Annotated in this window: 12 protein-coding genes and 3 tRNA genes; 4 read left to right on the plus strand and 11 right to left on the minus strand. The window is 72.3% G+C overall.

The genetic code is table 11. The features are described 5' to 3' along the window. Positions 1 to 14 precede the first annotated feature (14 nt). From V3C34_RS03800 to V3C34_RS03810, 3 genes are all read left to right on the plus strand, one after another. Positions 15 to 1,151 carry a glycosyltransferase gene (locus V3C34_RS03800; RefSeq protein ID WP_346008124.1) on the plus strand — a complete coding sequence of 379 codons (1,137 nt, stop codon included), beginning with the start codon at positions 15 to 17 and terminating at the stop codon, positions 1,149 to 1,151. A gap of 90 nt (positions 1,152 to 1,241) precedes the next feature. Next, the gene (gene wecB, locus V3C34_RS03805; protein ID WP_338538930.1) at positions 1,242 to 2,342 is read left to right on the plus strand and encodes a non-hydrolyzing UDP-N-acetylglucosamine 2-epimerase; all 1,101 of its coding nucleotides are present in this window, start codon (positions 1,242 to 1,244) and stop codon (positions 2,340 to 2,342) included. Continuing rightward, positions 2,339 to 4,459 (plus strand): acyltransferase family protein, encoded by a 2,121-nt coding sequence (locus V3C34_RS03810; protein WP_346008125.1) that lies wholly within the window; start codon positions 2,339 to 2,341, stop codon positions 4,457 to 4,459. The genes wecB and V3C34_RS03810 overlap by 4 nt, the downstream gene beginning before the upstream one ends. 73 nt (positions 4,460 to 4,532) lie before the next feature. On the opposite strand, the gene V3C34_RS03815 is transcribed toward V3C34_RS03810, so the two are convergent. From V3C34_RS03815 to V3C34_RS03845, 7 genes are all read right to left on the minus strand, one after another. Beyond that, positions 4,533 to 6,689, minus strand: a complete 2,157-nt coding sequence (locus tag V3C34_RS03815; protein ID WP_346008126.1) for a glycosyltransferase family 4 protein — start codon at positions 6,687 to 6,689, stop codon at positions 4,533 to 4,535. 40 nt (positions 6,690 to 6,729) lie between these two features. Next, positions 6,730 to 8,553, minus strand: coding sequence for a glycosyltransferase (locus V3C34_RS03820; RefSeq protein WP_346008127.1), 1,824 nt, complete (start codon positions 8,551 to 8,553; stop codon positions 6,730 to 6,732). Between the two features lie 95 nt (positions 8,554 to 8,648). Continuing rightward, positions 8,649 to 8,722 (minus strand) — tRNA-Phe (locus V3C34_RS03825). Positions 8,723 to 8,748: 26 nt separating this feature from the next. Beyond that, a tRNA-Asp gene (locus V3C34_RS03830) sits at positions 8,749 to 8,822 on the minus strand. A 23-nt stretch (positions 8,823 to 8,845) separates the two neighbouring features. Further along, positions 8,846 to 8,918 (minus strand) — tRNA-Glu (locus tag V3C34_RS03835). A 97-nt stretch (positions 8,919 to 9,015) separates the two neighbouring features. Then, the gene (locus V3C34_RS03840) at positions 9,016 to 10,065 is read right to left on the minus strand and encodes a PHP domain-containing protein (protein ID WP_346008128.1); all 1,050 of its coding nucleotides are present in this window, start codon (positions 10,063 to 10,065) and stop codon (positions 9,016 to 9,018) included. 4 nt (positions 10,066 to 10,069) lie between these two features. After that, complete coding sequence (locus tag V3C34_RS03845; RefSeq protein ID WP_346008129.1) at positions 10,070 to 11,506, minus strand: GuaB1 family IMP dehydrogenase-related protein; 1,437 nt, start codon at positions 11,504 to 11,506, stop codon at positions 10,070 to 10,072. A gap of 40 nt (positions 11,507 to 11,546) precedes the next feature. On the opposite strand from V3C34_RS03845, the gene V3C34_RS03850 reads away from it, so the two are divergent. Further along, positions 11,547 to 12,803: a DUF445 domain-containing protein gene (locus V3C34_RS03850; RefSeq protein ID WP_346008130.1), complete on the plus strand. Its 1,257-nt coding sequence runs from the start codon at positions 11,547 to 11,549 to the stop codon at positions 12,801 to 12,803. A 97-nt stretch (positions 12,804 to 12,900) separates the two neighbouring features. Here V3C34_RS03850 and V3C34_RS03855 read toward each other — a convergent pair whose 3' ends face one another. The 4 genes from V3C34_RS03855 to V3C34_RS03870 all read right to left on the minus strand — a co-directional run bounded on the left by V3C34_RS03855 (position 12,901) and on the right by V3C34_RS03870 (position 17,387). Continuing rightward, positions 12,901 to 14,004, minus strand: coding sequence for an acyltransferase (locus tag V3C34_RS03855; protein ID WP_346008131.1), 1,104 nt, complete (start codon positions 14,002 to 14,004; stop codon positions 12,901 to 12,903). A gap of 109 nt (positions 14,005 to 14,113) precedes the next feature. After that, the gene (locus V3C34_RS03860) at positions 14,114 to 15,367 is read right to left on the minus strand and encodes an NAD(P)/FAD-dependent oxidoreductase (protein WP_345913609.1); all 1,254 of its coding nucleotides are present in this window, start codon (positions 15,365 to 15,367) and stop codon (positions 14,114 to 14,116) included. Positions 15,368 to 15,496: 129 nt separating this feature from the next. After that, positions 15,497 to 16,111 carry an AmiS/UreI family transporter gene (locus tag V3C34_RS03865; RefSeq protein ID WP_346008132.1) on the minus strand — a complete coding sequence of 205 codons (615 nt, stop codon included), beginning with the start codon at positions 16,109 to 16,111 and terminating at the stop codon, positions 15,497 to 15,499. 67 nt (positions 16,112 to 16,178) lie between these two features. Continuing rightward, positions 16,179 to 17,387 carry an acetamidase/formamidase family protein gene (locus tag V3C34_RS03870; protein WP_346008133.1) on the minus strand — a complete coding sequence of 403 codons (1,209 nt, stop codon included), beginning with the start codon at positions 17,385 to 17,387 and terminating at the stop codon, positions 16,179 to 16,181. Positions 17,388 to 17,408: the final 21 nt, after the last annotated feature.

The raw sequence follows: 17,408 nt of genomic DNA on the forward strand, positions 1-17,408 counted from the left end.
GATAGCGTGGCCCCATGCGCGCGCTGACCACGGACCCCGCGGCGGGGGACACCCCGCTCGGCCGGGTGCCCGGGCCGGACAGCGACCGCCGGGCCCGGCTCGACCTCACCGGCACGGGCTGGACCCTGAGGAGCCCGTGGCGCCGGGGCACCGGCGGCACCTGGCAGCAGCCCGGCGCGCTCGCCGACGGGCTCGCGCGGCTCGACCACGTCCACGCCCTGGTGGTCGGCGCCGAGCCGACCGGCCCCTCGCCCGACGCCGCGACGACCGCGGCCCTGGCCACCTTCGTCACCCGGGCGATCGCCCGCGGCACCTTCGTCGTGGGCGACCTGCCCGCCGTCGTCTCCCGCCGGGTGCACGCCGACGTGCCGGGCGCCGCCCACGGCCGGCCCGGCGACCTCGCCTTCGACGTCGCGTCGGTGCGCCAGCGGCGGCAGGTGCTCGAGCCCCGCGTCGGGCACTCCCTGGCCCCGACGGTCTCGGTGCTCCTCGCCACCCGCCGGCCGCACCTGCTCGACGCGATCGCCGCGATGCTGCGCGCCCAGACCTACCGCCGGCTCGAGGTCGTCGTCGCCGTCCACGGCGGCGACCCCGACGACCTGCCCCGGCCCGACCTCGGCGACCTCGACGTGCGGGTCATCGCCACGCCGGCCGACCGCAGCCTCGGGCACGCCCTCGCGCTCGCGGCCGAGGCGGCGAGCGGCGAGCTGCTCACCAAGGTCGACGACGACGACCACTACGGGCCCGACCACGTCCTCGACCTCGTCATCGCCCGCCACGTCTCGGGGGCTCCGGTCGTCGGCAAGAGCAGCACCGTCGTCCACGTCGAGTCGCTGGACACCACCGTGCGGCGAGTCGTCGGGACCCCCGAGTCGCTGGTGCACCGGGTCGCGGGCGGCACGATCCTCGTCGGCGCCGACGAGCTGCGCGCCCTCGGCGGGTGGGCCGACGTGCCCCGGGCCGTGGACAGCGCCCTCATGCGGGCCGCGACCGCCGCCGGCGCGGCGATCTACCGACCGCACGACATCGGCTACGTCTACGTGCGGCACGCCGGCGAGGGCCACACGTGGTCCGCGGACGCCGGTCACTTCCTCGCCAACGCGCGCGAGCAGTGGCTCGGCCTGCTGCGCCACCCGGACTTCGGTACCTGAGGGCACGCCGGGTCCGCGTTTCGGAGCCTCGCAGGGGTGCGTGCCAGACTGATCAGCCGTACCACGCCCCCGATACGGCAAAGGACCACGATGGCTCCCCTGGTTGTGCACGTCACCGGTGCCCGCCCGAACTTCCCCAAGGCAGCGCCCGTCCTCGAGGCGCTCGGCACCTACGACGTGGAGCAGCTGCTCGTGCACACGGGCCAGCACTACGACGACAAGATGTCCGACATCTTCTTCCGCCAGCTGGGCATCCCCAAGCCCGACGTCAACCTCGGTGTCGGCTCCGGCCCGCACGGCGCGCAGACCGCCAAGGTCATGGAGGCGCTCGAGCAGCTCTTCACCGAGCGCCGCCCCGACCTCGTGGTCGTCTACGGCGACGTCAACTCCACCGTGGCCGCCGCGCTCGTCGCATCGAAGATGGGCATCACCTTCGCCCACGTCGAGGCGGGCCTGCGCTCCTTCGACATGACGATGCCCGAGGAGATCAACCGGCTCGTCACGGACAAGCTGTCCGACCTGCTGCTCACGACGAGCACCGACGCCATCGGCCACCTCGGCAACGAGGGCACCGACCCCGACAAGATCCACTTCGTCGGCAACCCGATGATCGACACGCTCCTGAAGAACAAGGACCGCTTCGACGTCGAGGCCGCCCGCCGCGAGGTCGGCCTCGAGGGCGACTACATCGTCGCCACGCTGCACCGCCCCGGCAACGTCGACGACCCGGAGGACGTCCGGGCGCTCGTCGCCGCGATGCACGCCGTCGCCGACCAGGCGCAGGTCGTCATCCCGCTGCACCCGCGCGGCCGGGCCCGCCTCGAGGAGGCCGGCTTCCTCGACCACGACCGGATGCGCGTCATCGACCCGCTCGGCTACCTCGAGTTCATGGGCCTCGTCCGCGGCGCCGCCGCGGTCGTCACCGACTCCGGGGGCGTGCAGGAGGAGACGACGATCCTCGGGGTCCCGTGCCTCACCCTTCGTCCCAACACCGAGCGCCCGGTGACCATCACCCACGGCACCAACCAGCTCGTCACCCGGGAGACCCTCTCCGACCGCGTGCGCGAGGTGCTCGCCACCGGTCCGCTGCAGGCCTGGGACACCCCGCCCCTCTGGGACGGGCACGCCGGTGAGCGCATCGCCAAGGTGCTCGCCGGGTCCGTGGGCGCTCCCCGACGAGGGCAGGCGTGACCGCCGGGCCGGGGGACACCACGCTGACCGCGGACGCCAAGGAGTCGGCCGCCGAGGCGCACCACGGGGCGAAGGGGAAGAAGAACCTCCGTGGCGACATCGAGGGGCTGCGGGCGGTCGCCGTCGGCACCGTCCTGCTCTACCACGTCGGCATCCCGTTCATCCCGGGCGGCTTCGTCGGCGTCGACATCTTCTTCGTCATCTCCGGGTTCCTCATCACCTCCCTGCTGCTGCGCGAGGCGGTGCGCACCGGCGGGATCTCGATCGGCGACTTCTACGCCCGACGGGCCCGCCGCCTGCTGCCGGCCGCGTCGGTCGTGCTGCTGTTCACCGCCGTCGCGGGGTGGCTCGTGCTCCCCGGGCCGGACCGGCTCAACCTCGGCACCGACGTCATCGCCGCGACCTTCTACGTCATCAACTGGGCGCTCGCGCTGCGGTCGGTGGACTACCTCGCGGAGGACGCGGCCCCCTCGGCGCTGCAGCACTACTGGTCGCTGTCCGTCGAGGAGCAGTTCTACGTCGTCTGGCCGCTCATCATCATCGCCGGGCTCTTCCTGGCCCGCCGCACGAGGATGCGGCCCAAGCCCTTGCTCTTCGGCATCCTCGGGATCATCGCGGCGGCCTCGCTCGTCTACTCGGTGCTGCACACGAGGTCCGACCCGGCGACCGCGTACTTCTACACGACGACGCGCGTGTGGGAGCTGGCCATCGGCGCGCTGCTCGCCTTCCTCGTGCTGCGCCTCACCGCGCTGCCGCGGCTCGCGGCCGAGCTCCTCGGCGGGCTCGGGCTGCTCATGATCCTGTGGTCGGCCTTCTTCCTGACCTCCAAGACCCCGTGGCCGGGGTCCTGGGCGCTCGTGCCGACCCTCGGCGCCGCCTGCATCATCGCCGCGGGCTGCTCGACGCAGGCCACGGCCACCGCGCGCCTGCTGAGCCTGAAGCCGATGGTGTGGATCGGTGGCCTGTCCTACGCGATCTACCTGTGGCACTGGCCGCTCATCACGCTCGCGCAGTCGGCCTACCCCGAGGTGCGCATCCGCCACCTCGTGGTGCTCGGCATCATCTCGATCGTCCTCGCCTGGCTGACGAAGCACCTCGTCGAGGACCCGATCCGCTTCCACCCCGGCCTGAGCGCCAAGGCCTCCCGCGGCCTGCTCTTCGGCCTGGCGTCGATGATCGTCACCGCGCTCGTCGGCACCGCGGTCTGGGCGACGGTGCCCAAGCTCGACGAGAACGCGAAGGTGACGGGCGCGACGAGCCTCGTCGCCAACCCCGAGAGCGACGACTGGACCATCCGCGAGGACCTCGACCAGGTCGTCACGAACTCGGGGACGGTCACGCCGGACCCGGCGGTGGCCCCCGAGGACGTGCCGAGCTACTACGACGACGACTGCCAGGTGCAGCCCGGCGACTCCGCGGTCGACACGTCCTGCGTCTACGGCGCCGCGGACGGCGACAAGACGATCGCCATGCTCGGCGACTCCAAGATGGGCCAGTGGTTCCCGGCCGTGGAGTCGATCGCGGGCAGCGAGGGCTGGCGCCTGGAGCTCTACCTCAAGTCGGCCTGCGCCTTCACCTACGACGGCGCCAAGTCCGACTGCGAGGAGTTCTCCAAGAACGCCAACAAGCACTTCGACGAGGAGGGTGCGCCCGACATCGCGCTCGTCTCCCAGGGTGCGCCCAGCTCGAAGGACCTGCGCGGCGGGATCGCCGAGGCGGTCAAGGAGCTGCAGGCCAAGGGCACCGAGGTCGTCATCGTCTCCGACTCCCCGCGCCCCGACCAGGGCGCCGTCTACACCTGCGTGGAGGAGCACCCGGACGACTTCTCGGCGTGCAGCTTCCCCGCCGCGGACAAGGGCCGCAAGGGCACCGGCACCAAGGCCCTCAAGGCCGCCGCCGACGAGACCACGGCGCCCTTCGTCGATCTCAACGAGTGGATCTGCCCGCCCGGTGACGAGTGCCCGCCGGTCATCGGCGACACGCTCGTCTACCGCCAGGGCAGCCACGTGACCGCCAGCTACATCCGTAGCCTGACGCCCATGCTCTACCGGGCGCTCGCCGCGGAGGACCTCACGACGAAGAACTCCAGCGAGATCACCGTCGACGACGTCCCGTAGCCAAGCCAAGGGCACGACGAAGGGGGGCCGCACCGGATCACCGGTGCGGCCCCCCGCTTCGTCGTCGGCGGACTCAGCCGAGCAGGCGGTGGTAGGCCTCGTCGGCGATCCGGGTGACATCGCTCCAGTCCCGCTCGGCGAGGACCCACTCGCGGGCCTGGCGGCCCATGCGCTCGCGCAGCTGCGGGTCGTCGAGGTAGCGAGCGATCTGGCGGGCCAGGTCGCTCGCGTCGCCCTTGTCGAAGACGAGGCCCCGCACGTCGGGCTCGACGATCTCGGTGAGCGCCGCGACCGAGCTGGAGATGCACGCCTTGCCCATCGCCATGGACTCGAAGGGCTTGATCGGGCTGATCAGCTCGCACACCGGCAGCGGCAGTCGGGGGAAGGGGGTCACCTGGAAGATCGACAGGTAGCGGGCGACCTCCTCGTGCGGCACGCGCCCGGTGAAGGTGACGACGTCGAGGACGTCGAGGTCGCGCGCCAGGCGGTGCAGGTAACCCTCGTAGTGGCCGTCGCCGACGATGATGACGGCGAAGTCGTCGCGGGTCGCCTTCAGCTGTGCCGCCGCCTCGAGGAGCAGGTCCAGGCCCTCGTAGTCGACGAGGCCGCCGGCGTAGCCGATGACGGTCTTGCCGCGCAGGCCGAGCTCGTCGAGCAGCGCCTCGTCGGGCTGGCGGGGCTCGAACTGCGCGGTGTGGACACCGTTGGGCAGCACGGCGATCCGGTCGGCGGGGCCGCCGCGGCGGATCATCTCCTCGCGCAGCGCCTCGGTGATGACGAAGGTGAGGTCGGCGTTCTGGACGATGTGCAGCTCCAGCGCGGTCATGTACCGGTAGGCGTCGGTCGTGCCGAAGGCCGGGTTGCGCGAGATCTTCATCAGGTCCTCGAGACCGCGCATCTCGTAGACGAAGGGGATGCCCAGCCGTCGCGCGGCGCGCAGGCCGGCGAGGCCGTTGTTCTGGAAGCTGCTCGCGTGGATCAGGCCGGCGCGGTGCTCGCGGGCGACCTCCTCGACGCGGCTGGCGAAGCGCTCGATGTAGCCGGCCATCGGGGTCGTCGGGTACTCCCGCTCGCCGGGCTCGAGCAGCCGCACGTAGGTCATCGTGTCGACGGTGCTCGTGGGCTCGACCACGCGGCGGTCGCCCTGCCCCCAGAAGTCGTACGGGAAGCCGAGGCGGGTCGCGGCGAGCATGTCCCAGCCCAGGCCCTGCAGGCCGGTGAGGATGCCGTGGCTGCGCGTGGCGTAGCCGCCCGAGCGGTGCGGCAGGGACTGCGCGAGGACGGACAGCACGGCGCGGGGGCGCGGCTCGTAGGCCCGCTCCCGGGCCTCGTCGACGGGCCAGCCGGTGCGGCCGATGTGGATCTGGTCGCTGACCTGGTCGTGGGTGGGGCGAGCCTTCTTGAGCCCGCCCTCGACGAGGCGCCCGGTGATGACCTGGGCCGTGTCGAGCCACCCCGCCCGGGCGGCACGCTGGGCGAGGGAGAGGGAGGTCTTCTTCGGGACGTTGCCGATCGTCTCGAGGCTGCTCGCGCGGTAGAGCTCGCGCAGCTCGTCCCAGCCCCTGAGGTTGCCGAGGGCGCGCGTGGCGGAGCGGAAGCCCTCGGGTGAGGTCAGGCCCACCTCGAGTGCGGTCGCGCGCTGGGCGTCGTCGTCGCCGGCGCCGCGGATCCTGGTCTCGGTGCGCACGAGCTCGAGGGAGTGCTGGCTGTGGCTGACCCGCCACGTGGCGGCGTTGGCGAGGAAGGCCTCGGCCTCGGTGACGTCGTCGGCCGCGAACCAGCCGAGGAGCCGCTCGGCGTCCTTGGTCGTGCGGGGCTGGGTCGTCGCGGCGAGGGCGTTGGCGCGGGTGACGAGCTCGCGGTTGCGGGCGCGCTGGGCGACGGCCATCGACAGGCCGAGCGCCTCGGCGTCGGGCTCCAGGTCGAGGGCGGTGCGGGCCTCCACGAGCGCCTCGTCGAGCCGGCCCAGGGACATGTAGGACCAGGCCCGCAGGCCGTGACCGGTGGCGCCCAGGGCGGACTCCGGCAGGCGCCCGAGGAGGCGCAGGCCCTGCTCGTACTGCTTGCCGCCGAGGACGAGCAGGCGGGCCTGGGCGAAGATCGCGCGCATCCCGACCGAGCCGCCGTGGCTCGGCAGGGCGGCCAGCGGCTCGAGCGGCACGCGGCGGACGACGGCGCGCGCGGCACGCTTGCCCTGGGACTTCGCGGTGTTCTTGTCGATGGAGGCCAATGGGGGTCCTTGTCGTCGTCGGTCGCGGGGTCGCCGCGGGTCAGAGGCTCACGTGGGTCGTCGGGTCACCGTAGAAGAGCAGGCGCCCGGTCGCGGTGAGGAAGGTCGAGTCGGTGACCGTCCAGGTGTGCGAGAGGCGGTCGTCGCCGCGCACGGAGACGTAGTTGTAGCGGTCGCCGGACCACACGCGCACGCCCTGGGCCATCGAGCGGTCGAGGATGTCGGAGTCGACGGCGCGCGGGATGTCGCTGAAGCGGACCTCGCGCACGACGTCCCCGGCGAAGAGCATCGAGCCGCCCTGGATCCGCCGCTCGTAGCGGTGCTCGGAGTCGGGGTAGCGCAGCACGACGGCGCCGGTGGAGCGCAGCCACACGTAGTGGGCCCACTTGCCGACGATCCCGGCGTCGGTGTGCGCGAAGGCGCCGAGCAGGTCCGACAGGTAGCGCGGCCCGTAGATGTTGTCGTCGTCCATCTTGGCGATGTACCGGCCACCGGCCGCGTCGACGCCGAGGTTCATGCACGCCCCGAGGGTGAGCGAGGCATCGGCGTGGACGATCTGCAGGTCCGTGACGCCCGCCTCGGTGGCGCGGCGGCGCAGGTCGGCGTCGTCGGTGTCGAGGCCGTGCAGGACGAGGACTAGCTCGACGGCGGGGTGGTCCTGCCGGCCGAGGTTGGCGAAGACATTGTCCAGCTCGTGGGTGCGGTTGGTCGGCACGACGGCCGAGATCGTCGCGGGCGTGATCGCGGGGACCTCGAGCCCGGCGGCCGTGGCGAGCTCGCGGGCGCGGTGGGCGCCGGTGTGCCCGGCGAGGATCGCGCGCTGCAGCCGCAGCCCCTCGCGGGCGACGAGCTCCTCCTGGTTGACCCTGGCGACGAGCTCGCTGCGCAGGGACCTGCTGTCGGTGACGCGAGGGACGAGGGCGTCGACCTCCGCGGGCAGGTCGGCGTGCGCCTCGGTGCCGACGACCGGCGTGCGGGCGGCTGCGGCGGCGACCGTCGTCCAGGCCGCGTCGGGGGAGGTGGCCGACAGGTCGAGCAGGACGCTCGCGTCACTCGCGGTGACGGCGTCGCCCACGCGCTCGGCGAGGCCCGCGGGCAGGGTCACGACGGCGGACTTGCCCGGGCGGCGCACGAGACGCGTCTGCGAGCGCGGCATCGGGGTGAGCGCCTCCTCGACGAGGCGGAGGGAGGAGTCGTCGGCGAGGCGGGAGAGGCCGTCGACGACGGCGAGCGCGCCGGAGCGCCGTCCGGTCGTCGGGTCCTCGCGGTCGTCGCCCACGGTGCGCGGCTGGGCCGCGGGGGCCCACCGCTGCGCCTCGCGGCCGCTCGCGGAGATGGCGTCGATCGCGGCCTGCGAGGAGGCACCGACGACGGTGACGTCCTGCGCCCAGGCCCCGGGCGCGGTGTCGTCGGTGACCCAGAGGACGACGGGCAGGTCGGCCCCCTTCGCGTTCGTGAGCAGCTCGCCGAGCGCGCTGCCGTCACCCCACCCGGGGACGGAGCCGCCGCGTCCCTCGAGGACGAGCAGGTCGGCGCGCGTGAGCGCCTCGCGCCAGCTGCGGCGGTCGAGGTCACGCTGGGTCCACTCCGGGGCGAGCAGGCCGCCGAGGTGCGGGCCGGCGGCGACGGCGACCGTGAGGTCGAGCGCGGGGACCGGCGAGTGCGGGGCGGTGGTGGTGGGCGAAGGGGGCGACGCCAGCTCGGGCTGCGCGGTCGGCTGCTCCTGCGGTGCCGGCCCGGCGGTCGCGGGTGCGACGGGCGCGGCGGGGGCTGCGGGAGTGCTCGGCCGCAGCTCGCCGACCGCGGCACGGGCAGCCCGTCGCAACCTGTCGGTGAGGGCGGCGGGGTTCGTCGATCGGCTCACGACGGGTCATCCTTCCACGTCGGCACCCCGGTCGCCGGGAGGGGGACGACGAAGGGCGTCACCGTGACGGTGACGCCCTTCGAGTGTGGCTCCGGTGGCCAGGGGCGGGGTCGAACCGCCGACCTTCCGATTTTCAGTCGGACGCTCGTACCAACTGAGCTACCTGGCCGAGCCGGTCCGAACCGGACCAGCGAGCGACCCTGACGGGACTCGAACCCGCGACCTCCGCCGTGACAGGGCGGCGCGCTAACCAACTGCGCTACAGGGCCTTGATGGTGCAAGGCTTCTTGCGTATCCCCAACGGGATTCGAACCCGTGCTACCGCCGTGAAAGGGCGGGGTCCTAGGCCGCTAGACGATGGGGACCCGTCTCCGAGAACCCCTCGCTACGCAGCAGGCAGCACCCGAATCCGTCGAGGACTCGGAAAGCATACGCAGACACTCGCCGGATCGCCAAAACGAGTCATTCCGGCCGTGCCCAGGCGGCCAGACGGTCGGCGTCCCACGTCGTGACGATGCGCTCCAGCGGAACCCCGAGACGCTCCGCGCGCTCGGCGCCGTAGGCCTTCATCTCCAGCTGGCCGGGGGCGTGCGCGTCGGAGTCGACGGCGAAGAGGCAGCCGATCTCCAGGGCCAGCTCGACGAGCTCGTCGGGTGGGTCGCAGCGCTCGGGGCGGGAGTTGATCTCCACGGCGACGTCGTGCTCGGCGCAGGCCTCGAAGACCGCCCGTGCGTCGAACTCGCTCTGCGGCCGCGTCCCGCGACCGCCCGTGACGAGCCGGCCGGTGCAGTGCCCGAGGACGTTGACCCGGGGGTTGCTCACGGCCGCGACCATGCGCCGGGTCATCGGGCCCTTGGCCATCCTGAGCTTGGAGTGCACGGACGCGGTGACGAGGTCGAGGCGGGCGAGCATCTCCGGCGTCTGGTCCAGCTCGCCGTCGTCGAGGATGTCGACCTCGATGCCGGATATGACCCGGAAGCTGTCGCCGAGCGAGGCGTCGATCTTGGCGAGCAGGTCCAGCTGCTGCGAGAGGCGTTGTGCCGTCAGCCCGTTGGCGATCCGCAGGCGGGGGGAGTGGTCGGTGAGGACCATCCACTCCTGCCCGAGCTCGTAGGCCGTGAGCACCATCTCGTCGATCGGGCTGCCGCCGTCGGACCAGTCCGAGTGCAGGTGGCAGTCGCCGATGATCGCCTCGGCGTACGCCTCGCCGCCCTCGACGAGCGGGCCGCCGTGCTCCTCCTGCTGGCGGGCGAGGTAGTCGGGCATCTCGCCGCGTACGGCCTGCTCGATGACGCCGGCCGTGGACTTCCCGATGCCGGCGAGGTCGGTGATGGTGCCGTCCTGCACCCGCTGCGCGACCTCCCCTTCGGCCAGGCCGCGCAGGACCTTGACCGCGCCGCGGAAGGCCTCGACGCGCCGGGTGTGCTGGCGCGCGCGCTCGAGGAGGAAGCCGACGCGCCGGAGTGCCTCGACCGGGTCGACCGGGGCCTGCAGGGGCTCGAGGGACCTCATCGCGTCACCACGAGGTGTGCAGGGGCCGGCCCTCGGCGAACCCGGCGGTGGACTGGAGGCCGACGAGGGCGCGCTCGTGGAACTCCTCGAGCGTCGTCGCCCCTGAGTACGTGCACGAGCTGCGCACCCCGCCGATGATCTCGTCGATGACGTCCTCGACGCCCGGCCCGGCGGGGTCGATGTACATCCGCGAGTTGGAGATGCCCTCCTCGAAGAGCGACTTGCGCGCCCGGTCGAAGGGGGAGTCCGTCGCCGTGCGGTTCTGCACCGCCCGCGCGGAGGCCATGCCGAAGGACTCCTTGTAGCTGCGACCGTCGGCGTCGGTCACGAGGTCGCCCGGGGACTCGAGGGTCCCCGCGAACCACGAGCCGATCATGACATTGCTCGCCCCGGCGGCCAGGGCCAGCGCGACGTCGCGCGGGTGGCGCACCCCGCCGTCGGCCCACACGTGCTTGCCGAGCTCGCGGGCCGCGGCCGCGCACTCGAGCACCGCCGAGAACTGGGGCCGTCCCACCGCGGTCATCATGCGGGTCGTGCACATCGCCCCCGGCCCCACGCCGACCTTGACGATGTCGGCGCCGGCCTCGATGAGCTCGCGGGTGCCCGCGGCCGAGACGACGTTGCCGGCGACGACCGGCACCTGCGGGTCGAGGGCGCGCACGGCAGCGAGGGCCTCGAGCATCTTGGTCTGGTGCCCGTGCGCGGTGTCGACGACGAGGACGTCGGCGCCCGCCGCGAGCAGGGCCGCGGCCTTGCCGCCGACGTCGCCGTTGATCCCGACGGCGGCGGCGACCCGCAGCCGCCCGTCCGCGTCGACGGCCGGGGTGTACATGCTGGCGCGCACCGCGCCCTGCCGGGTCTGGATGCCGACGAGCTTGCCGTCGGCGTCGACGACCGGGGCCACCCGGCGGCGCGCGCGGTCCAGCTCCTCGAAGGCCGACCGCGGGTCAGCGTCGGCCGGCAGCGTCATGAGGTCGGGGGACATGACGTCCTGCACCTGGGCGAAGCGGTCGACCTGGTCGAGGTCGCGTTCGGTGACGACACCGATGGGCCGCCCCCCTTCGACGACGATGCCCGCACCGTGGGCGCGCTTGTGGATCAGCGCGAGCGCCTCGCCGGCCGTCGCCGTCGGCGCGAGGGTGATCGGGGTGTCGTGCACGAGGTCGCGGCTCTTGACGAAGGCGATGACCTCGGCGACGACGTCCACCGGGATGTCCTGCGGGATGACGGTGAGGCCGCCGCGACGGGCGGTCGTCTCGGCCATGCGGCGCCCGGCGATGGCCGTCATGTTGGCGACGACGAGCGGGATCGTCGTGCCCGTACCGTCGCCCGTGCGCAGGTCGACCTCGTGGCGGCTCGCCACGTCGCTGCGCCGCGGCACCATGAAGACGTCGTCGTAGGTCAGGTCGAGCTGGGGCATCAGGCCGTTGAGGAAGTCCACGATGACGAGTCTAGGTGCGTCGGTGGGGGAGGATCTGGGCGTGAGCTTCCTGCACGAGACCCCCGCGGACGCCCGTCGCCGCGCCGCCCTGCGCCGCATGCGGACGGTGGCCACCGGCCTGCTCGTCCTCGCCGCCGTCGTCTTCCTCGCCACGCTCCGGCTCGACCACGACGGGGTGTGGGGCTTCGTCAACACCGCCGCCGAGGCCGCGATGGTGGGCGCGCTCGCGGACTGGTTCGCGGTCACCGCGCTCTTCCGGCACCCGCTCGGCATCCCCGTGCCGCACACGGCCCTGGTCAAGAAGCGGAAGGACGAGCTGGGGCGCAACCTGCAGGAGTTCGTCACGGAGAACTTCCTCACCGAGGAGATCGCGCGGGACCGGCTCGCCACCGCCCGCGTGGCCGAGCGGCTCGGCGCCTGGCTCCTCGTGCCGCGGCACCGTCGACGGGTGCTCGAGGAGATCGCCCGGGGCGGGACGCGGTCGCTGGAGCGGGTGGAGGACCAGGACGTCCACGACTTCCTCGCCGAGCTGCTGCTCCCGCGCCTCGCGCAGGAGCCGGTCAGCCCGATCCTCGGCTCGCTCCTCGAGGGCGTCGTCGACGGCGGCAACCACACGGGCCTGGTCGACCTGGGCATCGACGAGGTGCGGCAGTGGCTCGGCGACAACCCGCATCTATTCAAGCAGGTCGTCGGGGACAAGGCTCCCTGGTGGACCCCCGAGTGGGTCGACGACAAGGTCATCGACTGGACCTACCGGCAGGCCCTCGGCTGGCTCGACGAGATGCGTCGCAACGCGCACCACCCCGCCCGGGTCGCGCTCGACGACCTGCTCCAGCGCCTGGCCTCCGACCTGCAGCACGACTCCGACGTCATGGCGAGCGCCGAGGCGCTCAAGGAGCGGCTGCTGGCGCACCCCCAGGTGCCGACGAGCGCGGTCGCCGTGTGGCAGTCGCTGCGCACCTCGTTGCTCGGCGCGATGGCCGAGCGGGAGTCCTACTTCTGGAGCCGCGGCGACGAGCTGCTCACCCACCTGGGTACGCACCTCGTCGAGGACGAGGCCTGGCAGCAGCGCCTGGAGACCCATCTGGGCGAGGTCGTCGCCTTCTTCGTCAACACCTACGGCGACGAGCTCGCCGAGGTCATCTCGGTGACCGTCGAGCGCTGGGACGCCGACGAGGCGAGCGAGCGGATCGAGCTCTTCGTCGGCCGCGACCTGCAGTTCATCCGGATCAACGGCACCGTCGTCGGCGCGCTCGCCGGCCTGGCGATCCACACGGTCGCCGTCCTCCTCTCCTGACGACGAGGACGAAGGGGGGACCTCCCCTTCGCCCGCGGTGGGTCACGTCATGCACTACACCGGGGGCGATGGTGCACGACGTGACCCTCCACCGGGCTCAGCGGTGGGCGGCGAAGATCGCCCGCCGCTCGAGGTGCGCCGGGGTGTGCACCGGCAGGTCGGCGGGGTGGAGGTCGCCGCTCGGGCGGGGGGCGAGGCCCAGCCGCATCGCCGGGCGCTCGACGAGCCGCCACGAGGCGATCGCGAAGGGGAGCGTGCACGCGAAGGAGACGAGCCCGAAGACCGGCGCGGGGACGAGCGCGCCGAGGCCGAGCATGCCGAGCAGCTGCTGCACCGGCCAGCCGTAGACGTAGAGGCCGTAGGAGACGTCCTCCCGCGCGGCGATCCGGGTGCGCCAGGTCGCGCCGGCATGGAGCAGCGCGTAGGCGAGCGGGATCGGGGCGAGCAAGTTGAGCGCCGTCTCCGAGGTGGCAGCCAGCCCGGCGACCGTGAGGGCGGCGAGCACCGCGACCGGGGTGCTCGTGCGCAGCCGGTCGCGCAGCGCGTACGCGAGCACGCCGACGGCGAAGAAGGAGAAGAGCCGCAGCGCGCTCGTGATCATGTGCGCTGGGCCGGAGAGGTCGCCGACCAGCCACGACAGCACCGGGAGGGCGACGGCCGCGATGCCCGCGCTGAGCGCGAGGTGGCGGCGGACCCAGCCGATGCCGAGGGCGGCGCCGCACAGCAGGTACGCGGCGAACTCGTGCACGAGCGTCCACAGCGAGCCGTTCCACATGCCGGGGTTGGGCGCGCCGGCGAGCGTCCCGCCGATCGTCGGGTTGGTCATCAGGAGCATCGCGTTGTCGAGCACGTAGGCGAGCGACTGGGCGGGGTCCCACCCGTGGCCGCCGAGGAGGCCGCCGAGCGGCGCGAGGACGAAGGCGGTGACGGCCAGGCAGGCCCAGAACCCGGGGAAGATCCGCTGCGCCCTGCGCCGGATGTACGTCCCGAAGCCGTTGCGCAGCCGGCTGCCGGCGATGAGGTAGCCGGACAGCGCGAAGAACCCGCCCACGCCGATCGCCCCGAGCCGCTCCATCGCGCTCGGCCCGTAGCCGCCGAGCGGCCACGCGTGGGCGAGGATCACCGCCGCGGCGAGCAGGAGGCGCACCGCGCCCAGCGAGTTGTCGCGGGTGGACAGGGCGGCACCGACAGGGGAAGGCATCACCTCGACGGTAACGAAGAGGTAACGGCCCGTCACCTCGGGGTGGCGTGGCCTCCCTCACCGGGGCCACTCGTCTGCATTGCCCTAGGGGAATGCAGACGTCGGGGGGTCAGCGCAGGGGGTCGAAGGGGGTGAGCTCGGGGGCGGGACGTCCGGTCACCATCGTCTCCGCGAGGAGCTGCCCGGTCGCGGGGCCGAGCGTCATGCCCCACATGCCATGGCCTCCGGCCACGTGGACGAAGGGGGACCCCGTCGCCCCGATGAGGGGGAGGCCGTCGGCGGTGCAGGGCCGCGAGCCGACCCACTCGTCCTGCCGGTCGTCGAGGTCGACGCCGGTGAGGTACGGGCGGCTGGCGTCGACGATCGCGTCGATGCGCCGCGGGTCGAGCGCGGCCTCGGGCTTGCGGAACTCCATCATCCCGGCGACGCGCAGCCGGCCGCCGAGCGGCGTGCAGGCGACGCGCTGGACCGGCAGGTACACCGGGCCGCGCGGCTCGTGCTCGATCGGCACGGAGAAGCTGTACCCGCGCCCGGCCTGCACGTGCTCGCGCACGCCGAAGGGCTTGGCGAGCGCGTCGAGCCAGGTGCCGGTCGCGACGACGACCCGGTCGAAGCGCTCGTCGCCGGCGCCCGAGATCGTGAGGCGGACCCCCTTCGCCTCCTCCGTGATCGCGGTGACCTCGGCGCCCTCGCGGATCTTGCCCCCGCGGGCGCGCACGGAGTCGGCGAGGGAGTCGACGAACTCGCCGGGGTTGAGGTAGCGCTGCCCGAGGAGGCGGATGCCGGCGCCGATGCGGTCGGAGAAGGTCGGCTCGGCCGCGCGGACCTCGTCGCCGGTGAGCTCCTCGAAGCCGACCTCCTGGCCGGACGCGGCGATGTGCTGCAGCTCGGTGAGGAGGAACTCGGTCTCGGCCTTGGTCTCGTAGCCGGCGATGAAGGACTTCGCCTCGTGCGCGGGGGCGGTCACCCCGCCGGCGGCCAGCACGTCGAAGGCCGGCAGGGCGCGGCCGTTGATCGGCACGAGCGCCCGCATCGAGAGCGACCACCGGCGCATCGTGCTGTTGCGGGTGAAGGCGGCGAGGAACTTCAGCAGCCGCGGGTCCGTCGTCACCGGCACGTAGACGGGCGAGGCGGGGGAGATCACGGCCTTGATGCCGTAGGAGAGGACGGCCGGGTCGGGCAGCGGCGTCGAGATGCCCGGGGTGATCCAGCCGGCGTTGCCCCACGACGAGCCGGCGGCGACGCCGGTGCGGTCGAGGACCTCGACCTCGACCCCGTGCTCCTGCAGGAACCACGCGGTCGACAGGCCGACCATGCCGGCGCCGACGACGGCGACCTTGCGGGGGGCTGGGGTGGGGCTCATGACGTCCTCTCGTGCTGGTCGCCGCGGGGTCTCCGCGGGCTCCAGCCCACTGTGCCCCACGTCACAGGTGCGTGGCAAAGAGGGGCGAAGGGGGGAGCGCCCGGGCATGAGAACGCACTGACCCTGCCCTCAGCCAGGCGCCGAGGGGGAGGCCGGCGGCTGAACTCTTGCGTGCAGGGCGAGTGTTGCGAGGACCAGAAAGCCCCCGACCAGCAGTCCACCCGCGGCGCTCCTCCAGCTTTCCGAGAACGACCCGTGCATCAACGCCCAAGCAGGCACGGCCGCCGTCATGATCCCTTCGACCAGGGCGACGGCCCCGGTGAGGGCCCCGAGACGCAACCGGTCGAGGCCCAGCAGGAGGAAGAAGAGCAACCAGAGTCCAGCCCACGCCATCCAGATGACCCCGAACACGGGAGCGTCGTCTCTGAAGTTGAGGATCGCGTACCCCACGGCCGCGACCGCAACGAAGAGCGAGAACCACCCGAGGCCATGACCGGGGAGGTCGGCGAGGGCATTGATGCCCACCCAGAGGTAGGTGAAGCCGAACAGGTACAGTCCAGCCGCGGCCGCGACGACGGACTCGTCGCCGCCCGATGTCACGATGAGGTAGGTCGGGGTGAAGATCTGCATCGCTCCGACGAACAGGTTGAGCGGGGCGGCACCTCGTGGCGAGACCCCGCCCAGCAGCATGACGCCATTGACGATGAGGACGGCGCCGACGTAGAAGAGTCCGACGTTGGACATTGAAGTTCACCTCCTGGGGTCCCGGTGGCCGATCGCGACTGGCGATGGGCCACCGGGACAAACGAGATCACTCGGGCTTGGGCAGGATGTCTTTGTCGAAGATGTCCAGCGGGACCTTGAGAACGACAGCCGCGTTCGGGATGTCGACGATCCCACCGACGTGCATCTCGCAAGGAGCGACCGAGATGATCGTGTACGCCTGCTCCGGCGTGTACCCGAACTTCCCGAGGTACTCGATCGCCTGCTCCAGGGCCTGGACCGCGGCCATCGTGGTGTCGAGGTACTTCTGGTCCGATCCGCTGGCCGAGAGGCCGGTGAACGAGAGGTACCGGGTCCCGAACTGCGGGTCGAAAGGGGACGGTCGGAACATGGGCGTGCGGACGCCGTAGCGGGCCATGCCGTCCTTTACGACGCCGAACCGGTACCAGCCGACGCCATCCATCTCAATGGCGTTCCAGGTAACCTCCCCGTCCCCCTCGGCGAAGTGGAAGTCGCCGGAGGAGAAGAGTGCTCCGTCCACGAAGACCGGGTAGTAGACGCGTGATCCTCTCGAGAGGTTCTTGATGTCCATGTTCCCGCCGTTCTCACGAGGCGGGATGGTCCGCGCGGCGGTTTCGGCGACCCGGCGCCAGTCGTCACCCTCGAGATCTCTGAGCACCGCTTGGTCGATCGCGTCCGCCCGGGGCCCGGCGAGCCCGTCGGCAATGAGCGGGTCCTCGCGGTCATTCCAGATCTTGAGCAACTCGTGGGACGGCGCGACGCCCATGATCCCGGGGTGGCTGATAGCCGGGATCTCGACTCCTGGGATCTGGCGGCTCGTGGCATATGTGCCGTGCAGATCCCAGACCGTCTTGTACCCCTCCGGGAACGAGGACGCGAGCGGCCCGCCCATGCCGGGGAGGATGTTCGAGTAGCCGACCCCCGACAGCGGTTGTACGTCGAGGACGTCGACGACCAGCAGGTCGCCGGCCTTGACACCGTCGACGCGCACCGGACCGGTCAGTGGGTGGGTGCGCGTCAGGTCGAAGCTGTGGATGTCGCCATCGTCATCGACGTCCTTCAACTGGTAGTCGTCGTAGCCCCCTGTCTCGAGGATCAACTCGTCGCCGATGCCGACCTCCACCAGTGGCGGGATGTCCGGATGCCACCTGTTGTGACCGAGGTGCTTCTGCTCAGCCAGCGGGACACCGACCTCGCAGCTGAACCTCTGGACTCCCAGATCCCGCGTCTTGAAGCGGGAGACGCCCGAACGAGAGAAATCCGTGTCGTCAGTCATGACGTGCCTCCTTGTCGAGTA

The organism is Janibacter terrae (genome assembly GCF_039636765.1).
GTDB classification, from domain to species: domain Bacteria; phylum Actinomycetota; class Actinomycetes; order Actinomycetales; family Dermatophilaceae; genus Janibacter; species Janibacter terrae.

Excerpts from the sequence above, each read along its gene's own strand:
- V3C34_RS03800 (WP_346008124.1), top strand. The coding sequence starts at position 15 with ATGCGCGCGCTGACCACGGACCCCGCGGCGGGGGACACCCCGCTCGGC.
- wecB (WP_338538930.1), top strand. The coding sequence starts at position 1,242 with ATGGCTCCCCTGGTTGTGCACGTCACCGGTGCCCGCCCGAACTTCCCC.
- V3C34_RS03840 (WP_346008128.1), bottom strand. The coding sequence starts at position 10,065 with ATGAGGTCCCTCGAGCCCCTGCAGGCCCCGGTCGACCCGGTCGAGGCA.
- V3C34_RS03855 (WP_346008131.1), bottom strand. The coding sequence starts at position 14,004 with ATGCCTTCCCCTGTCGGTGCCGCCCTGTCCACCCGCGACAACTCGCTG.
- V3C34_RS03860 (WP_345913609.1), bottom strand. The coding sequence starts at position 15,367 with ATGAGCCCCACCCCAGCCCCCCGCAAGGTCGCCGTCGTCGGCGCCGGC.
- V3C34_RS03865 (WP_346008132.1), bottom strand. The coding sequence starts at position 16,111 with ATGTCCAACGTCGGACTCTTCTACGTCGGCGCCGTCCTCATCGTCAAT.
- V3C34_RS03870 (WP_346008133.1), bottom strand. The coding sequence starts at position 17,387 with ATGACTGACGACACGGATTTCTCTCGTTCGGGCGTCTCCCGCTTCAAG.